General features: G+C 69.3%; 19 protein-coding genes. 8 read left to right on the plus strand and 11 right to left on the minus strand.

Going from position 1 to position 18715, the window contains the following annotated elements:
* Nucleotides 1-18 precede the first annotated feature (18 nt).
* Genes AB0J91_RS07155 through AB0J91_RS07165 form a run of 3 tightly spaced genes read left to right on the plus strand, consistent with a single transcriptional unit; the run spans nt 19 to nt 2371 of the window.
* Complete coding sequence (locus tag AB0J91_RS07155) at nt 19-537, plus strand: dimethylamine monooxygenase subunit DmmA family protein (protein ID WP_363865011.1); 519 nt, start codon at nt 19-21, stop codon at nt 535-537.
* Nucleotides 534-1487: a DUF3445 domain-containing protein gene (locus AB0J91_RS07160; RefSeq protein ID WP_363865013.1), complete on the plus strand. Its 954-nt coding sequence runs from the start codon at nt 534-536 to the stop codon at nt 1485-1487. The genes AB0J91_RS07155 and AB0J91_RS07160 overlap by 4 nt, the downstream gene beginning before the upstream one ends.
* Entirely contained in the window at nt 1472-2371 is a 900-nt protein-coding gene (locus AB0J91_RS07165; protein WP_363865015.1) for a 2Fe-2S iron-sulfur cluster-binding protein, read from the plus strand. The genes AB0J91_RS07160 and AB0J91_RS07165 overlap by 16 nt, the downstream gene beginning before the upstream one ends.
* 123 nt (nt 2372-2494) lie before the next feature.
* On the opposite strand, the gene AB0J91_RS07170 is transcribed toward AB0J91_RS07165, so the two are convergent.
* Complete coding sequence (locus AB0J91_RS07170; protein ID WP_363865266.1) at nt 2495-4312, minus strand: heavy metal translocating P-type ATPase; 1818 nt, start codon at nt 4310-4312, stop codon at nt 2495-2497.
* Nucleotides 4313-4471: 159 nt separating this feature from the next.
* On the opposite strand from AB0J91_RS07170, the gene AB0J91_RS07175 reads away from it, so the two are divergent.
* A complete protein-coding gene (locus AB0J91_RS07175; protein WP_363786783.1) occupies nt 4472-4825 on the plus strand; it encodes a metalloregulator ArsR/SmtB family transcription factor in 354 nt (117 codons plus the stop codon).
* Here the strand turns inward: AB0J91_RS07175 and AB0J91_RS07180 are convergent.
* The 3 genes from AB0J91_RS07180 to AB0J91_RS07190 all read right to left on the minus strand — a co-directional run bounded on the left by AB0J91_RS07180 (nt 4818) and on the right by AB0J91_RS07190 (nt 6653).
* On the minus strand, nt 4818-5414 hold the full coding sequence (locus AB0J91_RS07180; RefSeq protein ID WP_363865017.1) for a hypothetical protein: 597 nt from the start codon (nt 5412-5414) through the stop codon (nt 4818-4820). The two genes, AB0J91_RS07175 and AB0J91_RS07180, sit on opposite strands and share 8 nt — an antisense overlap.
* Nucleotides 5415-5498: 84 nt before the next feature.
* Nucleotides 5499-6227 (minus strand): class I SAM-dependent methyltransferase, encoded by a 729-nt coding sequence (locus AB0J91_RS07185; protein ID WP_363865268.1) that lies wholly within the window; start codon nt 6225-6227, stop codon nt 5499-5501.
* A gap of 69 nt (nt 6228-6296) precedes the next feature.
* Nucleotides 6297-6653, minus strand: a complete 357-nt coding sequence (locus AB0J91_RS07190) for a hypothetical protein (RefSeq protein ID WP_363865019.1) — start codon at nt 6651-6653, stop codon at nt 6297-6299.
* 697 nt (nt 6654-7350) lie between these two features.
* Here AB0J91_RS07190 and AB0J91_RS07195 point away from each other — a divergent pair.
* Complete coding sequence (locus AB0J91_RS07195; RefSeq protein WP_363865021.1) at nt 7351-7710, plus strand: BlaI/MecI/CopY family transcriptional regulator; 360 nt, start codon at nt 7351-7353, stop codon at nt 7708-7710.
* Here the strand turns inward: AB0J91_RS07195 and AB0J91_RS07200 are convergent, their stop codons facing one another.
* The 6 genes from AB0J91_RS07200 to AB0J91_RS07225 all read right to left on the minus strand — a co-directional run bounded on the left by AB0J91_RS07200 (nt 7711) and on the right by AB0J91_RS07225 (nt 13582).
* Nucleotides 7711-8553 (minus strand): SAM-dependent methyltransferase, encoded by an 843-nt coding sequence (locus AB0J91_RS07200; RefSeq protein WP_363865023.1) that lies wholly within the window; start codon nt 8551-8553, stop codon nt 7711-7713.
* Nucleotides 8554-8720: 167 nt separating this feature from the next.
* The gene (locus AB0J91_RS07205) at nt 8721-9881 is read right to left on the minus strand and encodes a lactate 2-monooxygenase (protein ID WP_363865025.1); all 1161 of its coding nucleotides are present in this window, start codon (nt 9879-9881) and stop codon (nt 8721-8723) included.
* 35 nt (nt 9882-9916) lie between these two features.
* Entirely contained in the window at nt 9917-11071 is a 1155-nt protein-coding gene (locus tag AB0J91_RS07210) for a sulfotransferase (protein ID WP_363865027.1), read from the minus strand.
* 11 nt (nt 11072-11082) lie between these two features.
* Nucleotides 11083-11865 carry an SDR family oxidoreductase gene (locus tag AB0J91_RS07215; RefSeq protein WP_363865270.1) on the minus strand — a complete coding sequence of 261 codons (783 nt, stop codon included), beginning with the start codon at nt 11863-11865 and terminating at the stop codon, nt 11083-11085.
* An 8-nt stretch (nt 11866-11873) separates the two neighbouring features.
* Nucleotides 11874-13037 (minus strand): hypothetical protein, encoded by a 1164-nt coding sequence (locus tag AB0J91_RS07220; protein WP_363865029.1) that lies wholly within the window; start codon nt 13035-13037, stop codon nt 11874-11876.
* A 77-nt stretch (nt 13038-13114) separates the two neighbouring features.
* Nucleotides 13115-13582 carry a nuclear transport factor 2 family protein gene (locus AB0J91_RS07225; RefSeq protein ID WP_363786799.1) on the minus strand — a complete coding sequence of 156 codons (468 nt, stop codon included), beginning with the start codon at nt 13580-13582 and terminating at the stop codon, nt 13115-13117.
* Nucleotides 13583-13723: 141 nt separating this feature from the next.
* On the opposite strand from AB0J91_RS07225, the gene cysD reads away from it, so the two are divergent.
* The 3 genes from cysD (at nt 13724) to AB0J91_RS07240 (ending at nt 17664) form a co-directional block, all read left to right on the plus strand.
* Entirely contained in the window at nt 13724-14629 is a 906-nt protein-coding gene (gene cysD, locus AB0J91_RS07230) for a sulfate adenylyltransferase subunit CysD (protein ID WP_363865031.1), read from the plus strand.
* Nucleotides 14630-14856: 227 nt separating this feature from the next.
* On the plus strand, nt 14857-16668 hold the full coding sequence (gene cysC / locus AB0J91_RS07235; protein ID WP_363865033.1) for an adenylyl-sulfate kinase: 1812 nt from the start codon (nt 14857-14859) through the stop codon (nt 16666-16668).
* Nucleotides 16669-16818: 150 nt separating this feature from the next.
* A complete protein-coding gene (locus AB0J91_RS07240; protein ID WP_363865035.1) occupies nt 16819-17664 on the plus strand; it encodes a formate/nitrite transporter family protein in 846 nt (281 codons plus the stop codon).
* A 57-nt stretch (nt 17665-17721) separates the two neighbouring features.
* On the opposite strand, the gene AB0J91_RS07245 is transcribed toward AB0J91_RS07240, so the two are convergent.
* Complete coding sequence (locus tag AB0J91_RS07245; RefSeq protein ID WP_363865037.1) at nt 17722-18582, minus strand: helix-turn-helix transcriptional regulator; 861 nt, start codon at nt 18580-18582, stop codon at nt 17722-17724.
* Between the last annotated feature and the right edge of the window lie 133 nt (nt 18583-18715).

Consider the following 18715-nt stretch of genomic DNA (forward strand, 5'->3'; position numbering starts at 1 on the left):
CGGGGGCGGGGGGATGCGATGACCGACGAGCGGATGGCGGCCGGTGCGCGCACCAGCCTGCCCGCGTGGCCGGAGCGGGTCGAGGCCGATCCGTCGGGCCGGTGGTTCGCGATCCTCGGAATCGGCGACGAGGCGCTGGAGATCACCCGCGGCTGGGCCCGCTCGATCGACCGTCCTGTGTGGACGTTCCAGGCCGGCGACGTCGCGACCGCAGCCGACTCCCTGGCCGCGCAGCTGCGGGAGGCGCGGGTCGGGTGGCGTTTGATGCTGGCCGGACCCGAAGCCGACGTGCTGGCCCTGCGCTCGCAGGCGCTCTCGGCCGGTGCCGTGGACGAGGAGATCCGGTGCCGGATCACCACCCGGGAACGGGTCGTGGTGCACTGCGCGCACTGCGCCGCCGACACCGAGGTGAAGGCGTCGGCGGGGGAGCGCACGGCCTGCGGCGGGTGCGGCCGGCTGCTGCACATCTACTCCCACGTGTCCCGATTCCGGGGTGCCTACCTGGGTTTTTGCGCCGACGTGGAGGCGTTCAGGTGATCCTGCCAGCGCGAGTGCGGCGGTTCCCGTGGCCGCTGGAGGGCGACCGCTACCGCTACAGCGTCAACGTCGAGCCCGCACCGCGCGTCCACCGGACGGCGGCGGGCGAGTGGGGCGGCGCGGTCCTGGACTTCAACGAGGCCTACGAGACCGAACTCGCCGAGCGCGCGGCGATCCTCGGCCGCGACCGGGGTCGGCACGTGGAGCTCGAGCACATGCGAGCGGCGTCCTGGGACGCGCTGCTGCACCTGCTCACCGAAGCCGCCGCCACCGACCCGGCGATGACCCTGACACCGTGCGGCGACCGCGAATTCCACTGGGAGAACGCGAGACTCGGTGTTGCGCGCCGCTTCCGCTTCGGCGACGACGACTCGCTGGGCGAGCCGCCGCTGCGGTTCGCGGCCTCGCAGGTGCCCGACGACATCGTGCTGCTCGACGAACGCGAGGGACGGCTGTTCGCCGATGCCGGGGTGGTGACCTTCGCGTCGAACTGGTCGATCCGGTTCGTGCTCGGGATGTCGTTCACCGAGCTGCACGGCCCCGTCCCGCGCGACTTCGCCGACGGCGCGATCCCGCGCGCCGAGCGGTTCCTGCTCGGCATGCAAGCCGGCGACTGCTACCGGCGGCTGAACTGGAGCTCGACCGTCGGCCACCGGCTGGACGCCTCGCTGGAGACCTACGACGAGTGGGGCGCCGAGCGCGGCCGACTGTCGGACATCGGCGACGACCTGCACCTCCGCGTGGAGGCCCAGCACCTGATCAGGCTGCCGATGTCGGGTTCGATCATGTTCCTGATCCGCACCCACCTGCTGCCGATGCGGGAACTGGTGCTGGTCCCGGCCTGGCGGGAGCAGTTCGCGGCCGTCATCGCCGAACTGCCCGACGAGATGGCCGACTACAAGGGCTACGGCGAGATCCGGCCCGAGCTGCTCGCATGGCTGCGCCGATGAACCGGCTCACCGTCGCCGACACCCGGATCCTCGCCGACGGCGTGCGGGGGATCCGGCTGGTCGGCGAGCTGCGCTCGTACACGCCCGGCAGCCACATCGACGTGCTGTGCGGCACCGACGAGCGGGGACGGCCGCGCTGGAACTCCTACTCGCTCACCGGCGACGGGTTCCGGCCCGAGCACTACGCGATCTCGGTGCGCCTCGGCTCCGGCGGATCGCGCTGGATGCACCGGCTGCGACCGGGTGACGTCGTCGAAACCGGAAACCCTCGAAGCGGTTTCGCACCGGTGCAGACCGCCCGCCACCACCTGCTCGTCGCCGCCGGAATCGGCATCACACCGATCCTCTCGCACTTCCGAGCCGCCGAGACCTGGCAGCGCTCCGCCGAGGTGCACTACATCTCCCGCGACGCCGCCCACGCCGCCGACCTCCCCGGTGCGCACATCACCGGCTCCCGCACCGAGTTCTGGCGCGCCCTCGACCTCACCGACCAGCCCCTGGGCGCGCACCTCTACGTCTGCGGCCCGAAACCGTTCATGGACGAGGTCACCACCCGGGCGCGCGAAGCCGGTTGGCCGCGAACCCGGATCCACGCCGAGCACTTCGGCGCGGAACCGGCCACCGGCGTCCCGTTCACCGCGCACCTGCGCCGAACGGGCACGACCCTCCGCGTCCCGGAGAACCGGACGCTCCTGGACGCCCTCGAATCAGCCGGCGTCGACGTCCGCAGCCGCTGCCGCAAGGGAGTCTGCGGCGAGTGCGTCACCGCCATCACCGCGGGCGATCCGCTCCACCACGACCTCTACCTCTCCGAGGACCAGCGCACCACCTGCATCACCCCGTGCGTCTCCCGGGCACGCGGCACCCTCGAACTCGACCTCTGAGCCACCCACCTCGTCCGTCACCCGCCCAGGTGGTCGGTCCGATTTCAATGGAAATCAGATCCCCGATTTCCATTGAAATCCGGTCACCCACTGGGGCGGAGAAGGGATCGGAATGGGGGTGGGTCAGGGGGTTTTCCAGGCGCTTCGGCGGAGGAGGCGCAGGCCGTTGAGGGCGACGAGGATCGTGGAGCCTTCGTGACCGGCCACGCCGAGGGGGAGCGGGAGGTGGCCGACGAGGTCCCAGGTGGCGAGGACCGCGATGAACGTGCCCGCGATGACCAGGTTGGCCGTGACGACGCGACGGGCTCGCCGGGAGAGGTCGATGACCGCCGGGATCGCGTTGAGGTCGTCGCGGACGATGATCGTGTCGGCGGTCTGCAAGGTGAGGTCGGAGGCCGCGCCGCCCATGGCGACTCCTGCGTGGGCGGTGGCCATGGCCGGGGCGTCGTTGATGCCGTCGCCGACGAACGTCACGCGGTGCCCTGCCGACTGCATCTCGTCGACCTCGTCGAGCTTCTGCTCCGGGAGCAGCCCGGCCCGCACATCGGTGATGCCGACGTGCGCGGCGAGCCGACCCGCCCCGTCCGCCGTGTCGCCGGTGAGCAGAACCGGGTCGCTGGTCAGGCGGCGGGTGGCCGCCACGGCTTCGGGGGCTTCCGGACGCGGCTGGTCGGTGATCGCCAGCAGCCCGATCGGTTCACCGTCGCGCCGCACGAGCACCGGCGTGTGCCCCGGCTGGGCCTCGAACTCCGCAGGGGCGGCACCGATCTCGACGTGGTGCCCCTCGACCCGGGCGGTGACTCCGCGACCGGGCAGCGCGGCGAAGTCGTCGGCCGGAGGCAGAGCCAGCTCCTCCCGTTCGGCGGCGCGCACCACTGCGGTTGCCAGCGGGTGCTCGCTGGGGCGTTCGGCCGCGGCGGCCACGCGCAGCAGCTCGTCGCGGCTCCACGCGGCGTCGAGCACCCGGACCTCGGCGACCTCCGGAGTTCCCCGGGTGAGCGTGCCGGTCTTGTCGAAGGCGACCTTCGTGGTCGTGCCCAGCCGCTCCATCACCACCGCGGACTTGACCAGCACGCCGTGGCGGCCGGCGTTGGCGATCGCGGCGAGCAGCGGCGGCATCGTCGCCAGCACCACCGCGCACGGCGAGGCGACGATCATGAACGTCATCGCTCGCAGCAGTGATTCCCGCAGGTCGGAGCCGAACAGCAGCGGGATCGCGAACAGCGCCACGGTCGCGGCGACCATGCCGATCGAGTACCGCTGCTCGACCTTCTCGATGAACAGCTGGGTGCGTGCCTTCGTCCGCCCGGCCTCCTCGACCAGCGCCGCGATGCGCGCGACCACCGAGTCCTCCGCGCGGCGGCTCACCCACACGCGCAGCGAGCCGGTGCCGTTGAGGGTGCCCGCGAACACCTCGGACCCGGCCGAGACGTCCACCGGCAGCGGCTCCCCGGTGATGGTCGCCTGGTCGACGTCGCTGGCCCCGGACAGCACCGTGCCGTCGGCGGGAACGCGCTCGCCTGGCCGGATGAGCACCTCGTCGCCGACTTCCAGCTCGGCGGCCGGGCGCACCTGCTCGACCCCGCCGGAGGTGACGACCGTGGCGGTGTCGGGGGCGAGGTTCAGCAGCCCGCGCACGGAGTCCTCGGTGCGCGCGGTGGCCAGCGCCTCCAGCGCTCCCGAGGTGGCGAAGATGACGATGAGCAGCGCGCCGTCGGTGATCTCGCCGATGGAGGCCGCGCCGATCGCGGCCAGCACCATCAGCAGGTCGACGTCGAGGGTCTTCTCCCGCAGCGCCTGCAGCCCGGCCAGCCCGGGTTCCCACCCGCCGGTGACGTAGCAGGCCAGGTACAGCGCCCACCAGGACCACGCCGGAGCGCCCGCCAGCTGCAGGCCGAGTCCGGCCAGGAACAGGCCGAGCGCGGCGGCTGCCCAGCGCATCTCGGGCAGCGCGAACAGACGCGTCCGCGCCGGTGGCGCGAGGCGTGGGGGAGCAGTGGTGGACGTGGCCACGGTGGAACCTCCGCAGAGCTGAGCTAGACCCGCACAGCAGAACACATGAACATGCGTTCATGCAAATGCGGGTCTAGACTGCTGCGCATGGGACACGGAGTGGATCGGGAGGCGACCAGACTCGACGCGGAGTCGGCCGCGCACGTGGCGAACACGCTGCAGGCGCTGGCCACGCCGAGCCGACTGCTGATCCTCACCGAACTGCGGCAGGGGCCGCGCCCGGTCACCGAGCTCGCCGAAGCGGTCGGCATGGAGCAGTCCGCGGTGTCCCACCAGCTGCGGCTGCTGCGCAACCTCGGCCTGGTCGTCGGAGCCCGTTCCGGGCGCAGCATCGTCTACAGCCTCTACGACAACCACGTCGCCCAGCTGCTCGACGAGGCCGTCTACCACAGCGAACACCTGCGGCTCGGTCTCCCCGACCGCTCCGGTGCGGTCAGCTGACGCGCAACCCCAGCGAGGCCAGCCGCATCCCGGCCAGCTCCGCGATGACCTCGGCGTCACCCGCGCGCCACGCCGCCGCGGGTTCGGTGCCGACCCGCTTGAGCCGGCGGTGCGGCAGTTCGGTCAGCGCGCGCAGCGCCAGCAGGTCGGGGCCCTGGGCCCGCATCGCCACGGCCTGCCCGGCCGCGCGGGCGTAGCGGATCCGGCGCGGCAACCACACCGCCAGCACCGGGATCAGCGAGAACGCCACGATCACGACCGCGACACCGGTGGCAGCAAGCCCGATCGCCTCCAGCAGTCGCACCCCCGCGTCGATGAGGACGTCCCCGGCCGAGCCGCCCCGCCCCAGCGCGCCGGCGAGGTCGTCGCCGACGAAGGGGACTTCCGAGGCCGTGCCCGCCGCGTCGGCGAAGGTGCTCCGGAGCTCGCCGCCCGCCTCGATCATGCGATGCCCAGGTGCCTGCAGCTCCAGGACCGCGGACTTCGCCAGACCGGCGAGCCAGCAGAAGCCGGCGACCCACGCGATCGCGAGGACGTCGCACAACACCTGTCCTGCCAAGCGGATCGGGCGTTCGGCGTAGAAGCGCATGCGCGCTTCCTACCAGAGCCGCAGTGGTCCGTCGATCATCCACTGTAGACTATTATTAGCCGATCGCGGCATTCCCAATCATTCTCACGCCGACTCCTTGCGCCACATCGAGACGTGCTTGCCGCTGGTGCTGGTGAACGGGCTGCGGTCCCAGTCCGCCCAGCGCTCCACCAGGCGCATTCCCGCCAGCCGGGCCATCAGGTCGAGCTCGGCGGGCCAGACGTAGCGGAACGGCATCGAATCGAGGTCCCACCGGCCGTCGCGCATCCAGAAGTGGTGCGAGATCAGGCCTTGGTTCACCACGTCGTACTCGTCGATGCCGACGTGGTCGGCGCCGAACTCGAAGGGCACGTGGGTCTCGCCGAACGGCAGCTTCTGCAGGTCCGGCACGCCGACCTCGATCACGAAGCGCCCGCCCGGTGGCAGGTGCCGCGCGGCGTTGCGGAAGCAGTCGACCTGCTCGTCCTGCGTGGTGAGGTTGTTGATCGTGTTGAACACCAGGAACACCAGGCCGAACTCGCCGGGAACCCTGGTGCGCGCGAAATCACCTGTCGTGACCCCGATCCGCTCGCTGCCCGGCTTCGCGCGCAGCCGCGCCAGCATCGCCTCGGACAGGTCGATGCCGTGCACCGGTACGCCGCGCGCGCTCAGCGGCAGGGCCACCCGTCCGGTGCCGATGCCGAGCTCCAGCGCGGCATCGGCACCGGCGAGCTCGGCGAGGAACTCCACCGCGGGCCCGAGTACCGCGGGGGAGAACATGCCCGTCTCGTCGGAGTCGTACTCCGCCGCGACTCTCTCGCCGAAATGGTCCACAACCACGCGAGAACCATGACACCGGAGTCCGCGCGGCCGCCACCGATTTTTCGGCGGTCAGCACCCGAGTTACTCGTGCAGCTGCGGCGGCTGGTCGGTGTGCCGGAGCGAGAGCCCGGTGCCCCAGCAGTTGGGGCACAGCCGCTGCGCGGTGACGACCTCGGGTGGGGCGGTCTCCTCGCTGCGCCGCACGTGCACCGCCGAGACCTCGCGCTCGCCGTCGCAGTTCTGGCACCGCTCGCGCGGCAGCTCGCTGGCCGGCACGTTCTGGACCTGCCGCACCACCTGGTGGCGCAGCTCGCGCAGCTGCGGAGGTTCTTCGTCGGGGTCGGCGTGCCTGCCGAGCAGGTCGGTCTCGGCCAGGGCCGCCTCGAAGGTGAGCAGCAGTTGCTCCACCTCGCCGCCGGGGTTCTCCTGCGCGGTCATCGCGGGTCCCGCGGGTGCGCGGCGTCGGTGGGGCTGGAGTGCTGTGTGGTGGGTGTCATGAAGTCATCCGAATTTCTCTGCGGTGCCCTGGATCGGCCGTCGTCCGGGACGGCGGGCAAGCATCGCAGAGCGCGTCTTCGCGGAATAGGAGGGAATTCACATCGGAGAAAACGATCCGGAAACGCGCGAATCACGCCGCGGCAACCTTGTGCGGTTCTGCAAAGGAGAGTTGTGCGAGTGGAACGCAGGTGTTGCCGCTCATTGATCTGACCGCGCCTCACCCCCGTTTTCTGAAAAGGTGTCGTCCGGATTCCGGTTGCGAAACGCCAGGTGAGCAGGCATGGCTGAACTTCTGCGACATGCCCGGATCGGCTCAATCGGATGAGCGAATTCCGCTTGATGTGGTTTCATCGCGGGGCTGGGCGGGATCCCAGGGGGGATTGGGACCCGCCCAGCATTCGGCGAGGACCGGTGAGGGGGAATTACCGGTTTCCTCGCGAGGTAGCGGCGTCGGGGACTTGGGGGCTGCACCGCTACTAACGATCATAGTAGATGTGAATCCTATTGCGGGTCAACGGCCTTGCGGACCGCCTCCGGTCCAAAATGGATCGTATATCGCCAATAAATCCGAACCCCATTCACATAGCGCGCGCGACGTGCGCGTCCAGACGTACGATGTGCCCGGGGAGGAAGGCCGATGCGTTGTCTGGGAGAGCTCGAATCCGCGGTGATGCGGGTGCTGTGGGACTCGGTGGAGCCGATCAAGGTGCGCGAGGTGCTGTCGCGGCTCGACACCGGCCGGTCGCTGGCTTACACGACCGTGCTGACGGTGCTCGACAACCTGCATCGGAAGGGCTGGGTGCAGCGGGACCTGGACGGCCGGGCCTACCTGTACCGGCCGACGCGCACCCGCGAGGAAGCCGCGGCCCGGTCGTTGCACCAGGTGCTCGTCGCCTCGGGCGACCCGGACGTCGTCCTGGCGCACTTCGTCGCCTCGGTCAGCGATGAGCAGGCGGAAACGCTGCGCGCGGCGCTGCGCGAGCGCGAACGGGGCTGATCAGGGCTTGTAGGCGAGGCCGCCGAGGATCAGGCGCTCGACCAGCGAGGGCTCGCGCAAGCGGGGGCCGTCCGGCCACCAGTCGTTGAGCTCGACGAGTCCTGGTTCGACGAGCTCCAGCCCCGCGAAGAGCTCGGCGATCTCCGCGCGCGTGCGGTAGCGGCCGGTGCCCATCGACGACTCGCGCCAGCGCTGCTCCAGCTCCCGGGCCATCCGGTGTCCTTCGGGCAGTTCGTCGCCCGGGTCCCACCAGTGCGAGATCGCCAGGTAGGAGCCCGACGGGAGCGCGTCGACGTAGTGCTTCATGAACGCGGCCGGATCCGCCTCGTCGTCGATGTGGTGCAGCGTCGCGCACTGGATCAGCACGATCGGCCGGGCGAAGTCCAGCTTGGCGACCTGCGGCGCCGCCAGCAGGGCCGCCGGGTCGCGCAGGTCCGAGGTGGCGAAGTGGGTGTGGTCGTTCTCCTCCATCAGCGCCCGCCCGTAGGCGGCCACGGTCGCGTCGTTGTCGACGTAGACCACCGTGGCGTCGGCGTTGTTGCGCTGGGCGACCTCGTGGGTGTTCTCCACGGTCGGCAGGCCGGAACCGATGTCGAGGAACTGGTCGATGCCGACCTCGAACCCCGCCAGGTGCCGCACCACGCGGATCAGCCAGCGGCGGATCGACTTGGCCACCTCGTCGCCCTGCGGCGCGACCGCCTGGATCGTCTCGTAGACCTCCCGGTCGGCCGCGAAGTTGTCCTTGCCGCCCAGGAACATGTCGTAGACGCGCGCGATGCTCGCCTTGCTGGTGTCAATGCCGGCCGCCGTCCCGACGCCGGCGGCCTCGCCTTCGATTCCCATCGGCCCCGAACTCCAGTGGACTCGATCACGTTTCGCCGGAGTGTAGCGGCGTTCGCCACCGCGCGGGACCCGGCGGCCGATTCTGTCCGGACATCCCGCGCGGTGCTCTCCGCTCCCGATTCCGGTGTGGACGAAACCGTTTGTCCGGCAACGGAACTCGACGCGAATCAGGACAGCCGACGGAGCGCTTCCCGGGTCAGGTCGGCGATCGAGGGGTAGCCGTCCACGGCCATGATGAGGTCCGCTTCGGCGAGGAGGCTCCGGAGCACGTGGACGACGCCCGGGGTACCGCCGAGCGCGAGTCCGTAGGCGTAGGGGCGGCCGATTCCCACGGCCGTGGCGCCCAGGGACAGGGCCTTGACGATGTCGGCGCCGCTGCGGACACCGGAGTCGAACAGCACCGGCATGCCGGCGGCCGCGTCGACGACCTCGGGCAGCACCTCCAGGGCCGGAAGGCCACCGTCGGCCTGCCGGCCGCCGTGGGTGGAGCAGTAGATGCCGTCCACGCCGCCGTCCTTGGCGCGGCGGACGTCGTCGGGGTGGCAGATGCCCTTGACGATCAGCGGCAGGTCGGTCAGCGACCGCAACCACGGCAGATCGTTCCAGGTCAGCGGATTTCCGAAGGTGGAGACCCAGCGCATCACCGCGGCACCCGGATCCTCTTCCGGCGTCTTGTCCAGTCCCGCGCGGAAGACCGGATCGCTGTAGTAGTTGCTCAGGCAGTGCCCGCGCAGTTGCGGGAAGTTCGAGGTGGCCAGGTCGCGCGGCCGCCACCCGGGGATCCAGGTGTCCAGGGTGACGACGATGCCCTTGTAGCCCGCGTTCTCGGCCCGGCGCACCAGGCTTTCCGCCAGATCCCGGTCCTTCGGCGTGTAGAGCTGGAAGAAGCCCGGTGTGCCACCGAATTCCCCCGCCACGTCCTCCATCGGGTCCGACGACAGAGTGGAGGCCACCATCGGCACACCGCTCTGCGCCGCCGCGCGGGCAGTGGCCAGGTCGCCGTGCCCGTCCTGCGCGCAGATCCCGAGCACGCCGATCGGCGCCATGAACACCGGTGACGGCAGCTTCAGGCCGAACAGGTCCACTTCGAGGCCGCGCTCGGTGGCTCCGACGAACATGCGCGGGACGAGCCCCCAGCGCTCGAATGCGGTGACGTTCGCGCGCTGCGTGCGCTCCGAACCGGCGCCGCCGTGGACGTAGGACCAGACCGTCGGCGACATGGCCGCTCGCGCGCGTTCCTCCAGCTCCTCGAACTCCATGGGGAGATCGGGCAGCACCCCGCTCAACCCGTTGAGGTAGATCTCCAGCTGGTAGTCGCCGTACGCCATGCCCGCCCCTCCGGTCGTCGAATCCGATCCGGAATCTAACCGACGGGAGCCCACCCGGCGAAGCGCTCGTCGACCTCTTCGGGCCGCAATCCGAAGTCGGCCAGCGAATACCGGTGCGCGGGCTTGGCGTGACCTGCGGTGCTCTCGGAGTGCAGGTTCCGCATCGCTGTTGCCGCGTTCTCGCTCAGCGGTAGTCCGAAATGCCCGTAGATCCGCTCCACCACGCCGATCGGGTCGGCGATGAAGTCCTCGTAGCGCACGTCGAAGAACCGGTCCGGGTCGTGCCGGGCTCGCGCGGCGTTGAACTCCGCCAGCCCGCGCGACCACAGGTCGAGCTGGTCGCGGCCGATCGTGTCGCCGTGGAAGGTCTCCGACCACTCGTGGGTGGCGTGCGCGGCCAGGCTGCACACCGAGGCGATCGCGGTGCGCGGTTCCCGGTGGGTCTGGATCACCAGCGCGTCCGGGTAGGTCTCGAACAGGGCGTCCAGCGCGAACAGGTGGCTCGGGTTCTTCAGCACCCAGCGCCGGTTGTTCTCGGGCAACCCGATCAGCTGCAGGTTGCGCTTGTGCCGGGCGTAGGCCGACGTCCAGTCCTGGCCTTCCAGCCAGCGCGAATAGGTCGGCAGGTGCGCCAGGCACTCGTAGGAGATCGAGCGCATCGACTGCCGCAGCAGCTGCCAGCACTCCTCGACCTGCTCGGCGGACATGTAGTGCACGCCCATGAATTCCGGGTGCTCCACGTGGTGCTGGGTGTAGCCCTGCTGGATTCCCCGGAAGACGGGGTCGTCCTCCCAGGTCGAGCGCGGTGGCCGCGGTTGCGGCACCTCGGTCAGCCACAGCTCCAGCCCCTGGTTGCCCGTGTCGGCGGTCAGCAGCCGGTGCAGCGCCGTGGTGCCGGTGCGCGGCAGCCCGGTGACGAAGATGGGTCGTTCGACGGCCGCCTCGGCGTGCTTCGGGTGCTGCTTCCACGCCGCTTCGCTGAACAGCCGCGCGGTCAACGCACCGCGCAGGAAGGCCCGCTTGACCTTGTTCCCCAACGGCGTCAGGCCCGCATCCCGCTCGTACGACTCCAACAGCACGCCGAGACCGTCGGTGTAGTCGTCGGTTCCGAAGTCGTCCAGCCCGACGAGACGGCTGGCCGAGGCGTGCAGGTCTTCGACGGTGCCGACGTTCTCGCGTCCGATGCTCATCAAACGGCTCCTCAGTGGTGGAATTCGCCGGCGTTGACGTCGAGGCACTGACCGGTGACGATCCGGGCCAGATCGGAGATCAGGAACAGGCCGGCGTCGGCGATTTCGTCCGGTTCCGGGAGTTTCCGCAGGTCGGTGGTGGCGGCGGTCTCTTCGTAGACCTCGTCGCGGGTGATGCCGCGCTGCTCGGCGAGGTGGCCGAGGTACCACTTCAGCGAGTCCGCCCAGATGTAGCCGGGCGCGATCGAGTTGACCCGCACGCCTTTCGGTCCGAGTTCGGTGGCCAGGCTCTGCGCCAGCGACAGCAGGCTGGACTTGGCCATCTTGTAGGCGCCGTAGTTGCGGCGGGAGTGCCGCAGCACCGCCGAGTTCACCATCAGCACCGCGCCCCGGGCCTCGGCCAGCGCCGGGGTGAACAGCCGGGTCAGCCGGAGCGCGGCGATCGAGGTGGTCTCGAAGCCCTGCCGGATCGCTTCCAGGTCGGTGTCGGCGAGGTCGGCCAGCGGCGGGATCGCGAAGGCGTTGTTGATCAGCGCGTCCACCCGGCCGAAGTGCTCCACCGAGCGGTTCGCCAGTGCGGCGCAGTCGTCGGCGTCGGTGATGTCGGTGGGCACCACCAGGGCGCGGCGGCCCAGTGCGGTGACCTCCTCGGCGACTTCCTCGAGCCGCTTCTCGGTGCGCGAGGCCAGCACCACGTCGGCTCCGGCCTGCGCGCTGCGCAGGGCCAGCGACCGGCCCAAACCGGGGCCGATTCCCGAGACGACGACGACCTTGTCGCGCAGCAGTCCGTCCAGCATCGGCCTCACCCCAGCATCCGGTAGTGCACGGCTGCTTGCCGCGCGGCGATTCGCTCCCGCCACTCCTGCGGTGTCACGCGGGAGCGCTCGTGATGCGGAAGTCGTTGCGGCAGTTCGTCGAACCCGACGATCTCCACCTCCGGTCCGTCGTCGGGTCCCAGGTCCCGGGAGAGTCGCTGCCAGCGGATCTGCATGTAGCCGCGCTGATGCCCGGTCAGCTCGATCCAGTTGGCCAGGCCCGGATCGCGCTCGGTGATGACGAACCGAATCTTGCCGTCGGGGTCGGTGCGCGCCTGCTCCGCGGTGAGGCTCGTCTGGTGGTTGATGTAGTCGGTGGAGACGTACCAGGGGCTGCCGAGCTGAAAACCCTGGTAGGGGGCCTCGGACTGGGGAACGGTGACGATCATCGCCTGGTCCTCGGACAGCTCGAAGTGACCGGCCGAGGAGAACTGGGTGGCCAGACCGCCCGGCGTGGAGCGCGGATCGTTCATCGTGTTCACCGGCTGGTTCAGGTAGAACCACTCGGGGAACGCCAGGAAAGTCCGCAACCGGCTCAGCAGGATCTTGCCCGCGACGCCGTAGCGCTTGGTCAGCAGGTCCATCGTGCGCGGCGGGGGAGCGGTTCCCGAGGTGTCCTCGCGGCGGATCCGGATCAGGCCGCGTCGCTCCGCATCCCAGTCGCTGTAGACCTCGCGCACCACCAGCATCGCCGAACCCGGTGCGAGCGTGAAGTAGTTCGGACCGGCGGGGCCGGGGCCGAAGCGCACCTCGAAGTCGCCGTTGTCGTCGATGTCGATCCGCCGGTCGTCGAAGGCGGCGAGGCTGTCGGGCACGTCCACCGGCGAGTAGTCGCCGTTGAGCACCTGGAAGCTCAGATCCGCGGTGCTGCCGCGCTTTCCGGTCACCACGTACTCGGCGTCGTCGCGGATGTAGGAGTGGAAGTACAGCGCGTCCGGGTTGTCCAGGCCCATCTTGGTGTGGGGGCCGGTGGACTGGACGAAGTACGGGAAGTCCCGCTCGTAGGCCCAAGCCAGCATGAGGGAGGCCTGGATGCTTCCCGCGAGGTAGTCGTAACCCTCGATGAGGTCCTGCTCGTCGCGGATGTGCTTGGCGTGCCGGATGACCTCCTCGGCTTCGGAGACGGCATCGGCGAAGGGCTGAGTGAGCATAAGCTCCTCTTGAGAACTCGTTCTAGTGCACTGCGGTCGTCTTGGCTGTCGAGGTTCGGCTGAAGCCCCCGTGCTCCTCAGCTCCAGCGGTTCGCGGTGAGCTTGAAGTTCGGGAGGTCGTCGAAGGTGTGCATCAGCTCGTAGGTGCGGGTGTAGCCGGTCTTGCTGATGCGCCACTGGCCGTCGGACTCGCGGCGGTAGGTGTCCTCGTAGAAGGCCGCGCCCTTGATGAAGGTCTTGAACTCGGTGGCGATGACCGTGTCCTCGAAGCCCCAGATCCCGGTCGCGGTGTCGCCGTCGATGTCGATCTCGGGCTGACCGGCGGAGTGCGTGGTGATGATGCTCGGGCCGAGATTCTCCCGCATGAACTTCAGGATCTCCTCCCGGCTGGTGAGTTCGAGCTTGGAGCCCGTGGCCTCGGTGCCGTACTCGGCCACGGCGTCCTCTGTGAGCGCCTCGGCGAGCACGTGCCAGAGCTTGAGGTCGACCGCGCGCAGGTAGCGGTACTTCAGTCGTTTGATCTCCTCCAGCGCGACGAGGTCCATGACGCCTCCTTGTGTCTTGCGAGGGTTGGCTTCGAGGGGTGGACCCAGCTTTCCGCGCAGCTTGACCGAGCGCAAGAACTTGTTCTACTTTTCTGTGAAACTTGTTCTAGGTTCGGTGCCGATGGAAAGGGCGGGTCCCGGGTGACCACGACCTACGAGCTGACCCACCTGCGCGGCCTGGAAGCCGAGACGGTGCACGTGTTCCGCGAGGTCGCCGCATCCTTCGAGAGGCCCGCGCTGCTGTTCTCCGGCGGCAAGGACTCCGCGGTGATGCTGCACATCGCCACCAAGGCGTTCTGGCCCGCACCGTTGCCGTTCCCGGTTCTGCACATCGACACCGGCCACAACTTCGACGAGGTCATCGACTTCCGCGACCGCACCGTGCGGCGGCTCGGCCTGCGCCTGCTGGTCGGCAGCGTGCAGGACGACATCGACGCCGGCCGCTCCGTCGAGCAGCCCGGAGCCGGCCGCAACCGGCTGCAGACCCAGACCCTGCTGCGCAGCATCGGCGAGCACCGATTCGACGCCGTCTTCGGCGGCGCGCGCCGCGACGAGGAGAAGGCCCGGGCCAAGGAGCGCGTGTTCAGCTTCCGCGACGAGTTCGGCCAGTGGGATCCGCGCAACCAGCGCCCCGAGCTGTGGCACCTCTACAACGGCAGGCACCGCAAGGGCGAGCACATCCGCGTCTTCCCGCTGTCGGACTGGACCGAGCTCGACATCTGGCAGTACGTCCTCGACGAGGGCGTCGAACTCCCGTCGATCTACTACGCCCACCGGCGCACCGTCTTCGAGCGCGACGGCATGCTGCTGGCCACCAACCCGCACCTGACGCCGGCCGAGGACGAGCAGCCCTACGAGGCCACCGTCCGCTTCCGCACCGTGGGCGACACGACCTGCACCGGCTGCGTGCCCTCCACGGCGAGCACCGTGAGCGAGGTCGTCGCCGAGGTCGCCGCTGCCCGCCTCACCGAACGCGGAGCCACGCGCGCCGACGACCGCATCTCAGAAGCAGGAATGGAAGACCGAAAACGAGAGGGCTACTTCTGAATGGGTGTTCGGTGGCTGGGTTGCTCAGCGGTGCGGGTGGCGGAACCTCAGACGCCGTCTGGCTCCGGGATCCGAGACTCGTGCATGCCGATGCACGGCGCTTCGGCTGTCCTCCCCAGAAGACGTCTGAGAACCCGCGGCGGTGCCGGTTGCTCGGGTGGGGCGAGGAGAAACGGCTTCGCCGTTGCAAAGCAAGTAGCGGAAGCACGACCGCACGAGGAGCTTCGATGACGCAGCTGCTTCGGTTGGCCACCGCTGGAAGCGTTGATGACGGCAAATCCACGCTGATCGGGCGCTTGCTGTACGACTCCAAGACGATCCTCAGCGACCAGCTGGAGGCCGTGGAGCGCGCCAGTCACGGGACCGACGGTCCCGACCTCGCGCTGCTCACCGACGGTTTGCGGGCCGAGCGCGAGCAGGGCATCACCATCGATGTCGCGCACCGCTACTTCGCCACGCCCCGGCGCAAGTTCATCATCGCCGACACCCCCGGGCACATCCAGTACACGCGCAACATGGTCACCGGCGCCTCCACCGCAGACCTCGCGCTGGTGCTCGTCGACGCGCGCAAGGGCGTGCTCGAGCAGTCCCGCAGGCACGCGTTCCTGGCCAGCCTGCTCGGGATCCCGCACCTGGTGGTGTGCGTGAACAAGATGGACCTCGTGGGCCACTCGCAGCAGCGGTTCGAGGAGATCCGCGCCGAGTTCGCCTCCTTCGCAATGAAGCTCGACGCCCCGGACCTGACGTTCATCCCGGTCTCGGCGCTGCGCGGCGACAACATCGTGCACCGCAGCGAGAACATGCCCTGGTACGAGGGTACTTCGCTGCTGCACCACCTCGAAGAGGTCCACGTCGCCTCCGACCGCAACCTCATCGACGCGCGGCTGCCGGTGCAGTACGTCATCCGCGACGGCGACTTCCGGGGATATGCGGGAACCGTCGCGGGCGGTGTGCTCAAACCCGGTGACGACGTCGTCGTGCTGCCCTCGGGCTTCACCAGCGGCATCGAGGAGATCTGGGGGCCGGGCGGGGAAGTCGTCGAGGAGGCGTTCACGCCGCAGGCCGTCACCGTGCGGCTCACCGACGACCTCGACGTCTCGCGCGGCGACATGATCTGCCGTCCGCAGAACCGGCCGCACGCGAGCCAGGACGTCGACGCCCTGGTCTGCTGGCTCACCGAGCAGACCGCGCTGGAACCCGGCGGCCGCTACGCCCTCCAGCACACCACGCGCGGCACGCGCGCCCAGGTGCGGCAGCTGGACTACCGGCTCGACATCAACACCCTGCACCGCGACACGAGCGCGACGTCCTTGTCGCTCAACGAGATCGGTCGGATCCGCTTGCGCGCGCAGCAGCCGCTGCTGTTCGACGCCTACCGCCGCAACCGCACGACCGGCAGCTTCATCCTCGTCGACGAGGCCACCAACAACACCGTCGCCGCAGGCATGATCACCGGCCCGGACATCGCCGAGTCCAACGTCAGCTGGGTCTCCACGGCCGTGCGCAGGGAACAGCGCCGGACCCGAGGAGCGACGGTGTGGCTCACCGGGCTGTCGGGATCCGGAAAGTCCAGCGTGGCCGTCGAACTGGAACGTCGGCTGGTCGCGGCGGGAAGGCCGGCCTACCTGCTCGACGGCGACAACCTGCGCCACGGCCTCAACGCCGACCTGGGCTTCAGCGCCGAGGACCGGGCTGAGAACGTGCGCCGCGTCGGCGAGGTGGCGCGGCTGTTCGCCGACTCCGGCGTGGTGTCGATCGTGTCGCTGATCAGTCCCTACCGCGCCGACCGCGACCGGGCGCGGCAGGTGCACCAGGACGCGGAGCTGACCTTCGTGGAGGTCTTCGTCGACACCCCGATCGAGATGTGCGAGGCGCGCGACCCCAAGGGCCTCTACGCGCGGGCGCGGGCGGGGGAGATCACCGGTTTCACCGGCGTCGACGACGTCTACGAGTCCCCGCAGAACCCCGACCTGGTGCTGCGGCCGGAAATGGGCGATCCCGGTGTGATGGCCTCGATGATCGTGAACCTGCTGGACTGACGACGAAGCCCTCGAAGCCGTGAGGTCCTTTTGACGCCGATCTCGCCGGCGCGTTACAACGCGGAAATCACGGATGCGGAAACTGCCAGCCAGACCGGGAACAGACCTCCCCACGGTACCTGGTTCCCCTTCCGGCTTCGAGGAGTTCCCTTGTCCTACGTGAGTCCGCCCGAGTTCGTCACCAAGATGATCGACGCGGGCGAGTCCAAGATCTTCATGTCGACCCGGGACACCGTGATCCGCGCGTACATGGCCGGTGCGATCCTGGCGCTGGCCGCCGCTTTCGCGGTGAGCGTCACCGTCGAGACCGGTGTCCCGCTGATCGGAGCGCTGCTGTTCCCGGTCGGCTTCTGCCTGCTCTACCTGCTGGGGTTCGACCTGCTCACCGGCGTTTTCACGCTCGCCCCGCTGGCGTGGCTGGACAAGCGGCCCGGGGTGAAGATCAGCGGTGTCCTGCGCAACTGGTGCCTGGTGTTCCTCGGCAACTTCGCCGGTGCGCTGACCGTGGCGGTGCTGATGTCGATCATCGTCACCTACGCGTTCACCGTCGATCCGAACGCCATCGGGCAGAAGCTCGGTTCGATCGGGGAGAGCCGGACCGTCGGCTACGCCGAGCACGGCGCCGCAGGCATGCTGACGCTGTTCGTGCGCGGCGTGCTGTGCAACTGGATGGTCTCCACCGGGGTCGTGGCGGCGATGATGTCGAGGTCGGTGTCCGGCAAGGTGATCGGCATGTGGATGCCGATCCTGGTGTTCTTCTACATGGGGTTCGAGCACTCGGTCGTCAACATGTACCTGTTCCCGAGCGGTCTGATGCTCGGCGGCGACTTCTCCATCGCCGACTACCTCATCTGGAACGAGATTCCCACGGTGGTCGGAAATCTCGTCGGTGGTGTCGTCTTCGTCGGTCTGGCCCTCTACGCCACCCACGGCCGCACCAAGGCTCCCCGCAAGATCCAGCAGGCCCCGGCCGAAACCCCGGCCCCCGTCGGCTGACCTCCTGAGCGCGCGACGAGGCCCCCTCCGGCGCGGAGGGGGCCTCGTCGCGATTAATCAGAACTCGATCTGGTTCCGGTACCCCTTCGCCAGCTCCTGCAGGCGGGCCACGGTGTCGTGGCGCTCCAGCGCGGCTCCGCGCAGCCGGTCCCAGGCGTCGTTGAACAGGTTGAAGTCGTCCTCGTCGTCCAGGTAGAGCCCGCCTGCGACGTGCTCGACGAAGACGAAGTCCTTGGTGCCGTCGGCGAACCGCATGATCGTGAAGTCGTTGGGCACGTACGGCAGCCGCACGTCGAACGGCAGGATGTGCACGTACGCCTTCGGGTACCGCGTCTGCAGGTCCAGCAGGTGCTCGACCTGGTCCAGCGCGACCGACGGGTTCGGCCCGCCCGGCATCCGGTGGAACGCGGCTTCGCTGAGCACGAAGCGGTAGTAGGGCGGGCGCGGCAGGTCGAAGACCCGCCTGCGGTCCAGCCGGTTCCGCACCAGCGCGGTGACGTCGGTGGCGCGGTCCTCGGAGAACTGGGTGAGCATGTAGTGCTCGGACTGCAGCGGGCCCGGGATGCGCTCGCCGTGCCAGCTGAGGATCTCCGTGGCGGCCGGTTCGAGGTCGGTGAAGGTGCGGAACCACTGCGGCACCGCCGAGCGGTAGCCGGCCCACTGGCCGCGCTGCCCGGAGCTGGACTGCGCGAGGTCCAGCATCAGATCGGCTTCGGCCTTGCCGGAGTTGAACGACTCCAGCATCTTCTGCAGCTCGGCCTTCTTGACCGCGACCGTGCCCGACTCGATCTTGTTGATCTTGCCTTGGCTGCATCCGAGCAGCTCGGCGACGTCCTGCTGGGTCATGCCCGCGGTCTGCCGCGCGCGGCGAATCTCGTTTCCGAGCTGCCTGCGTCGCGAAGTTACCGTGCTCGGCACCAGATCTCCGCTCGTATGCTCTGCCGTCACCACGTCTGACAAGCGCAAACGCTTCTGTCAAGAACAACACTGTAATGCACTCGGACGTGGATGCCCGGCGAACGGGTCACCGCCGGTGATCCGCGCCGACGGT

It is taken from the genome of Saccharopolyspora sp. NPDC049357 (assembly GCF_040677225.1).
Taxonomy (GTDB): domain Bacteria; phylum Actinomycetota; class Actinomycetes; order Mycobacteriales; family Pseudonocardiaceae; genus Saccharopolyspora.

Coding starts and splice junctions, on each gene's coding strand:
- AB0J91_RS07180 (WP_363865017.1), bottom strand. CDS start 5,414: ATGCGCTTCTACGCCGAACGCCCGATCCGCTTGGCAGGACAGGTGTTG.
- AB0J91_RS07200 (WP_363865023.1), bottom strand. CDS start 8,553: ATGGGAATCGAAGGCGAGGCCGCCGGCGTCGGGACGGCGGCCGGCATT.
- AB0J91_RS07175 (WP_363786783.1), top strand. CDS start 4,472: ATGGGACACGGAGTGGATCGGGAGGCGACCAGACTCGACGCGGAGTCG.
- AB0J91_RS07210 (WP_363865027.1), bottom strand. CDS start 11,071: ATGAGCATCGGACGCGAGAACGTCGGCACCGTCGAAGACCTGCACGCC.
- AB0J91_RS07225 (WP_363786799.1), bottom strand. CDS start 13,582: ATGGACCTCGTCGCGCTGGAGGAGATCAAACGACTGAAGTACCGCTAC.
- AB0J91_RS07190 (WP_363865019.1), bottom strand. CDS start 6,653: ATGACCGCGCAGGAGAACCCCGGCGGCGAGGTGGAGCAACTGCTGCTC.
- cysC (WP_363865033.1), top strand. CDS start 14,857: ATGACGCAGCTGCTTCGGTTGGCCACCGCTGGAAGCGTTGATGACGGC.
- AB0J91_RS07155 (WP_363865011.1), top strand. CDS start 19: ATGACCGACGAGCGGATGGCGGCCGGTGCGCGCACCAGCCTGCCCGCG.
- AB0J91_RS07205 (WP_363865025.1), bottom strand. CDS start 9,881: ATGGCGTACGGCGACTACCAGCTGGAGATCTACCTCAACGGGTTGAGC.
- AB0J91_RS07165 (WP_363865015.1), top strand. CDS start 1,472: ATGGCTGCGCCGATGAACCGGCTCACCGTCGCCGACACCCGGATCCTC.
- AB0J91_RS07220 (WP_363865029.1), bottom strand. CDS start 13,037: ATGCTCACTCAGCCCTTCGCCGATGCCGTCTCCGAAGCCGAGGAGGTC.
- AB0J91_RS07195 (WP_363865021.1), top strand. CDS start 7,351: ATGCGTTGTCTGGGAGAGCTCGAATCCGCGGTGATGCGGGTGCTGTGG.
- AB0J91_RS07170 (WP_363865266.1), bottom strand. CDS start 4,312: ATGCGCTGGGCAGCCGCCGCGCTCGGCCTGTTCCTGGCCGGACTCGGC.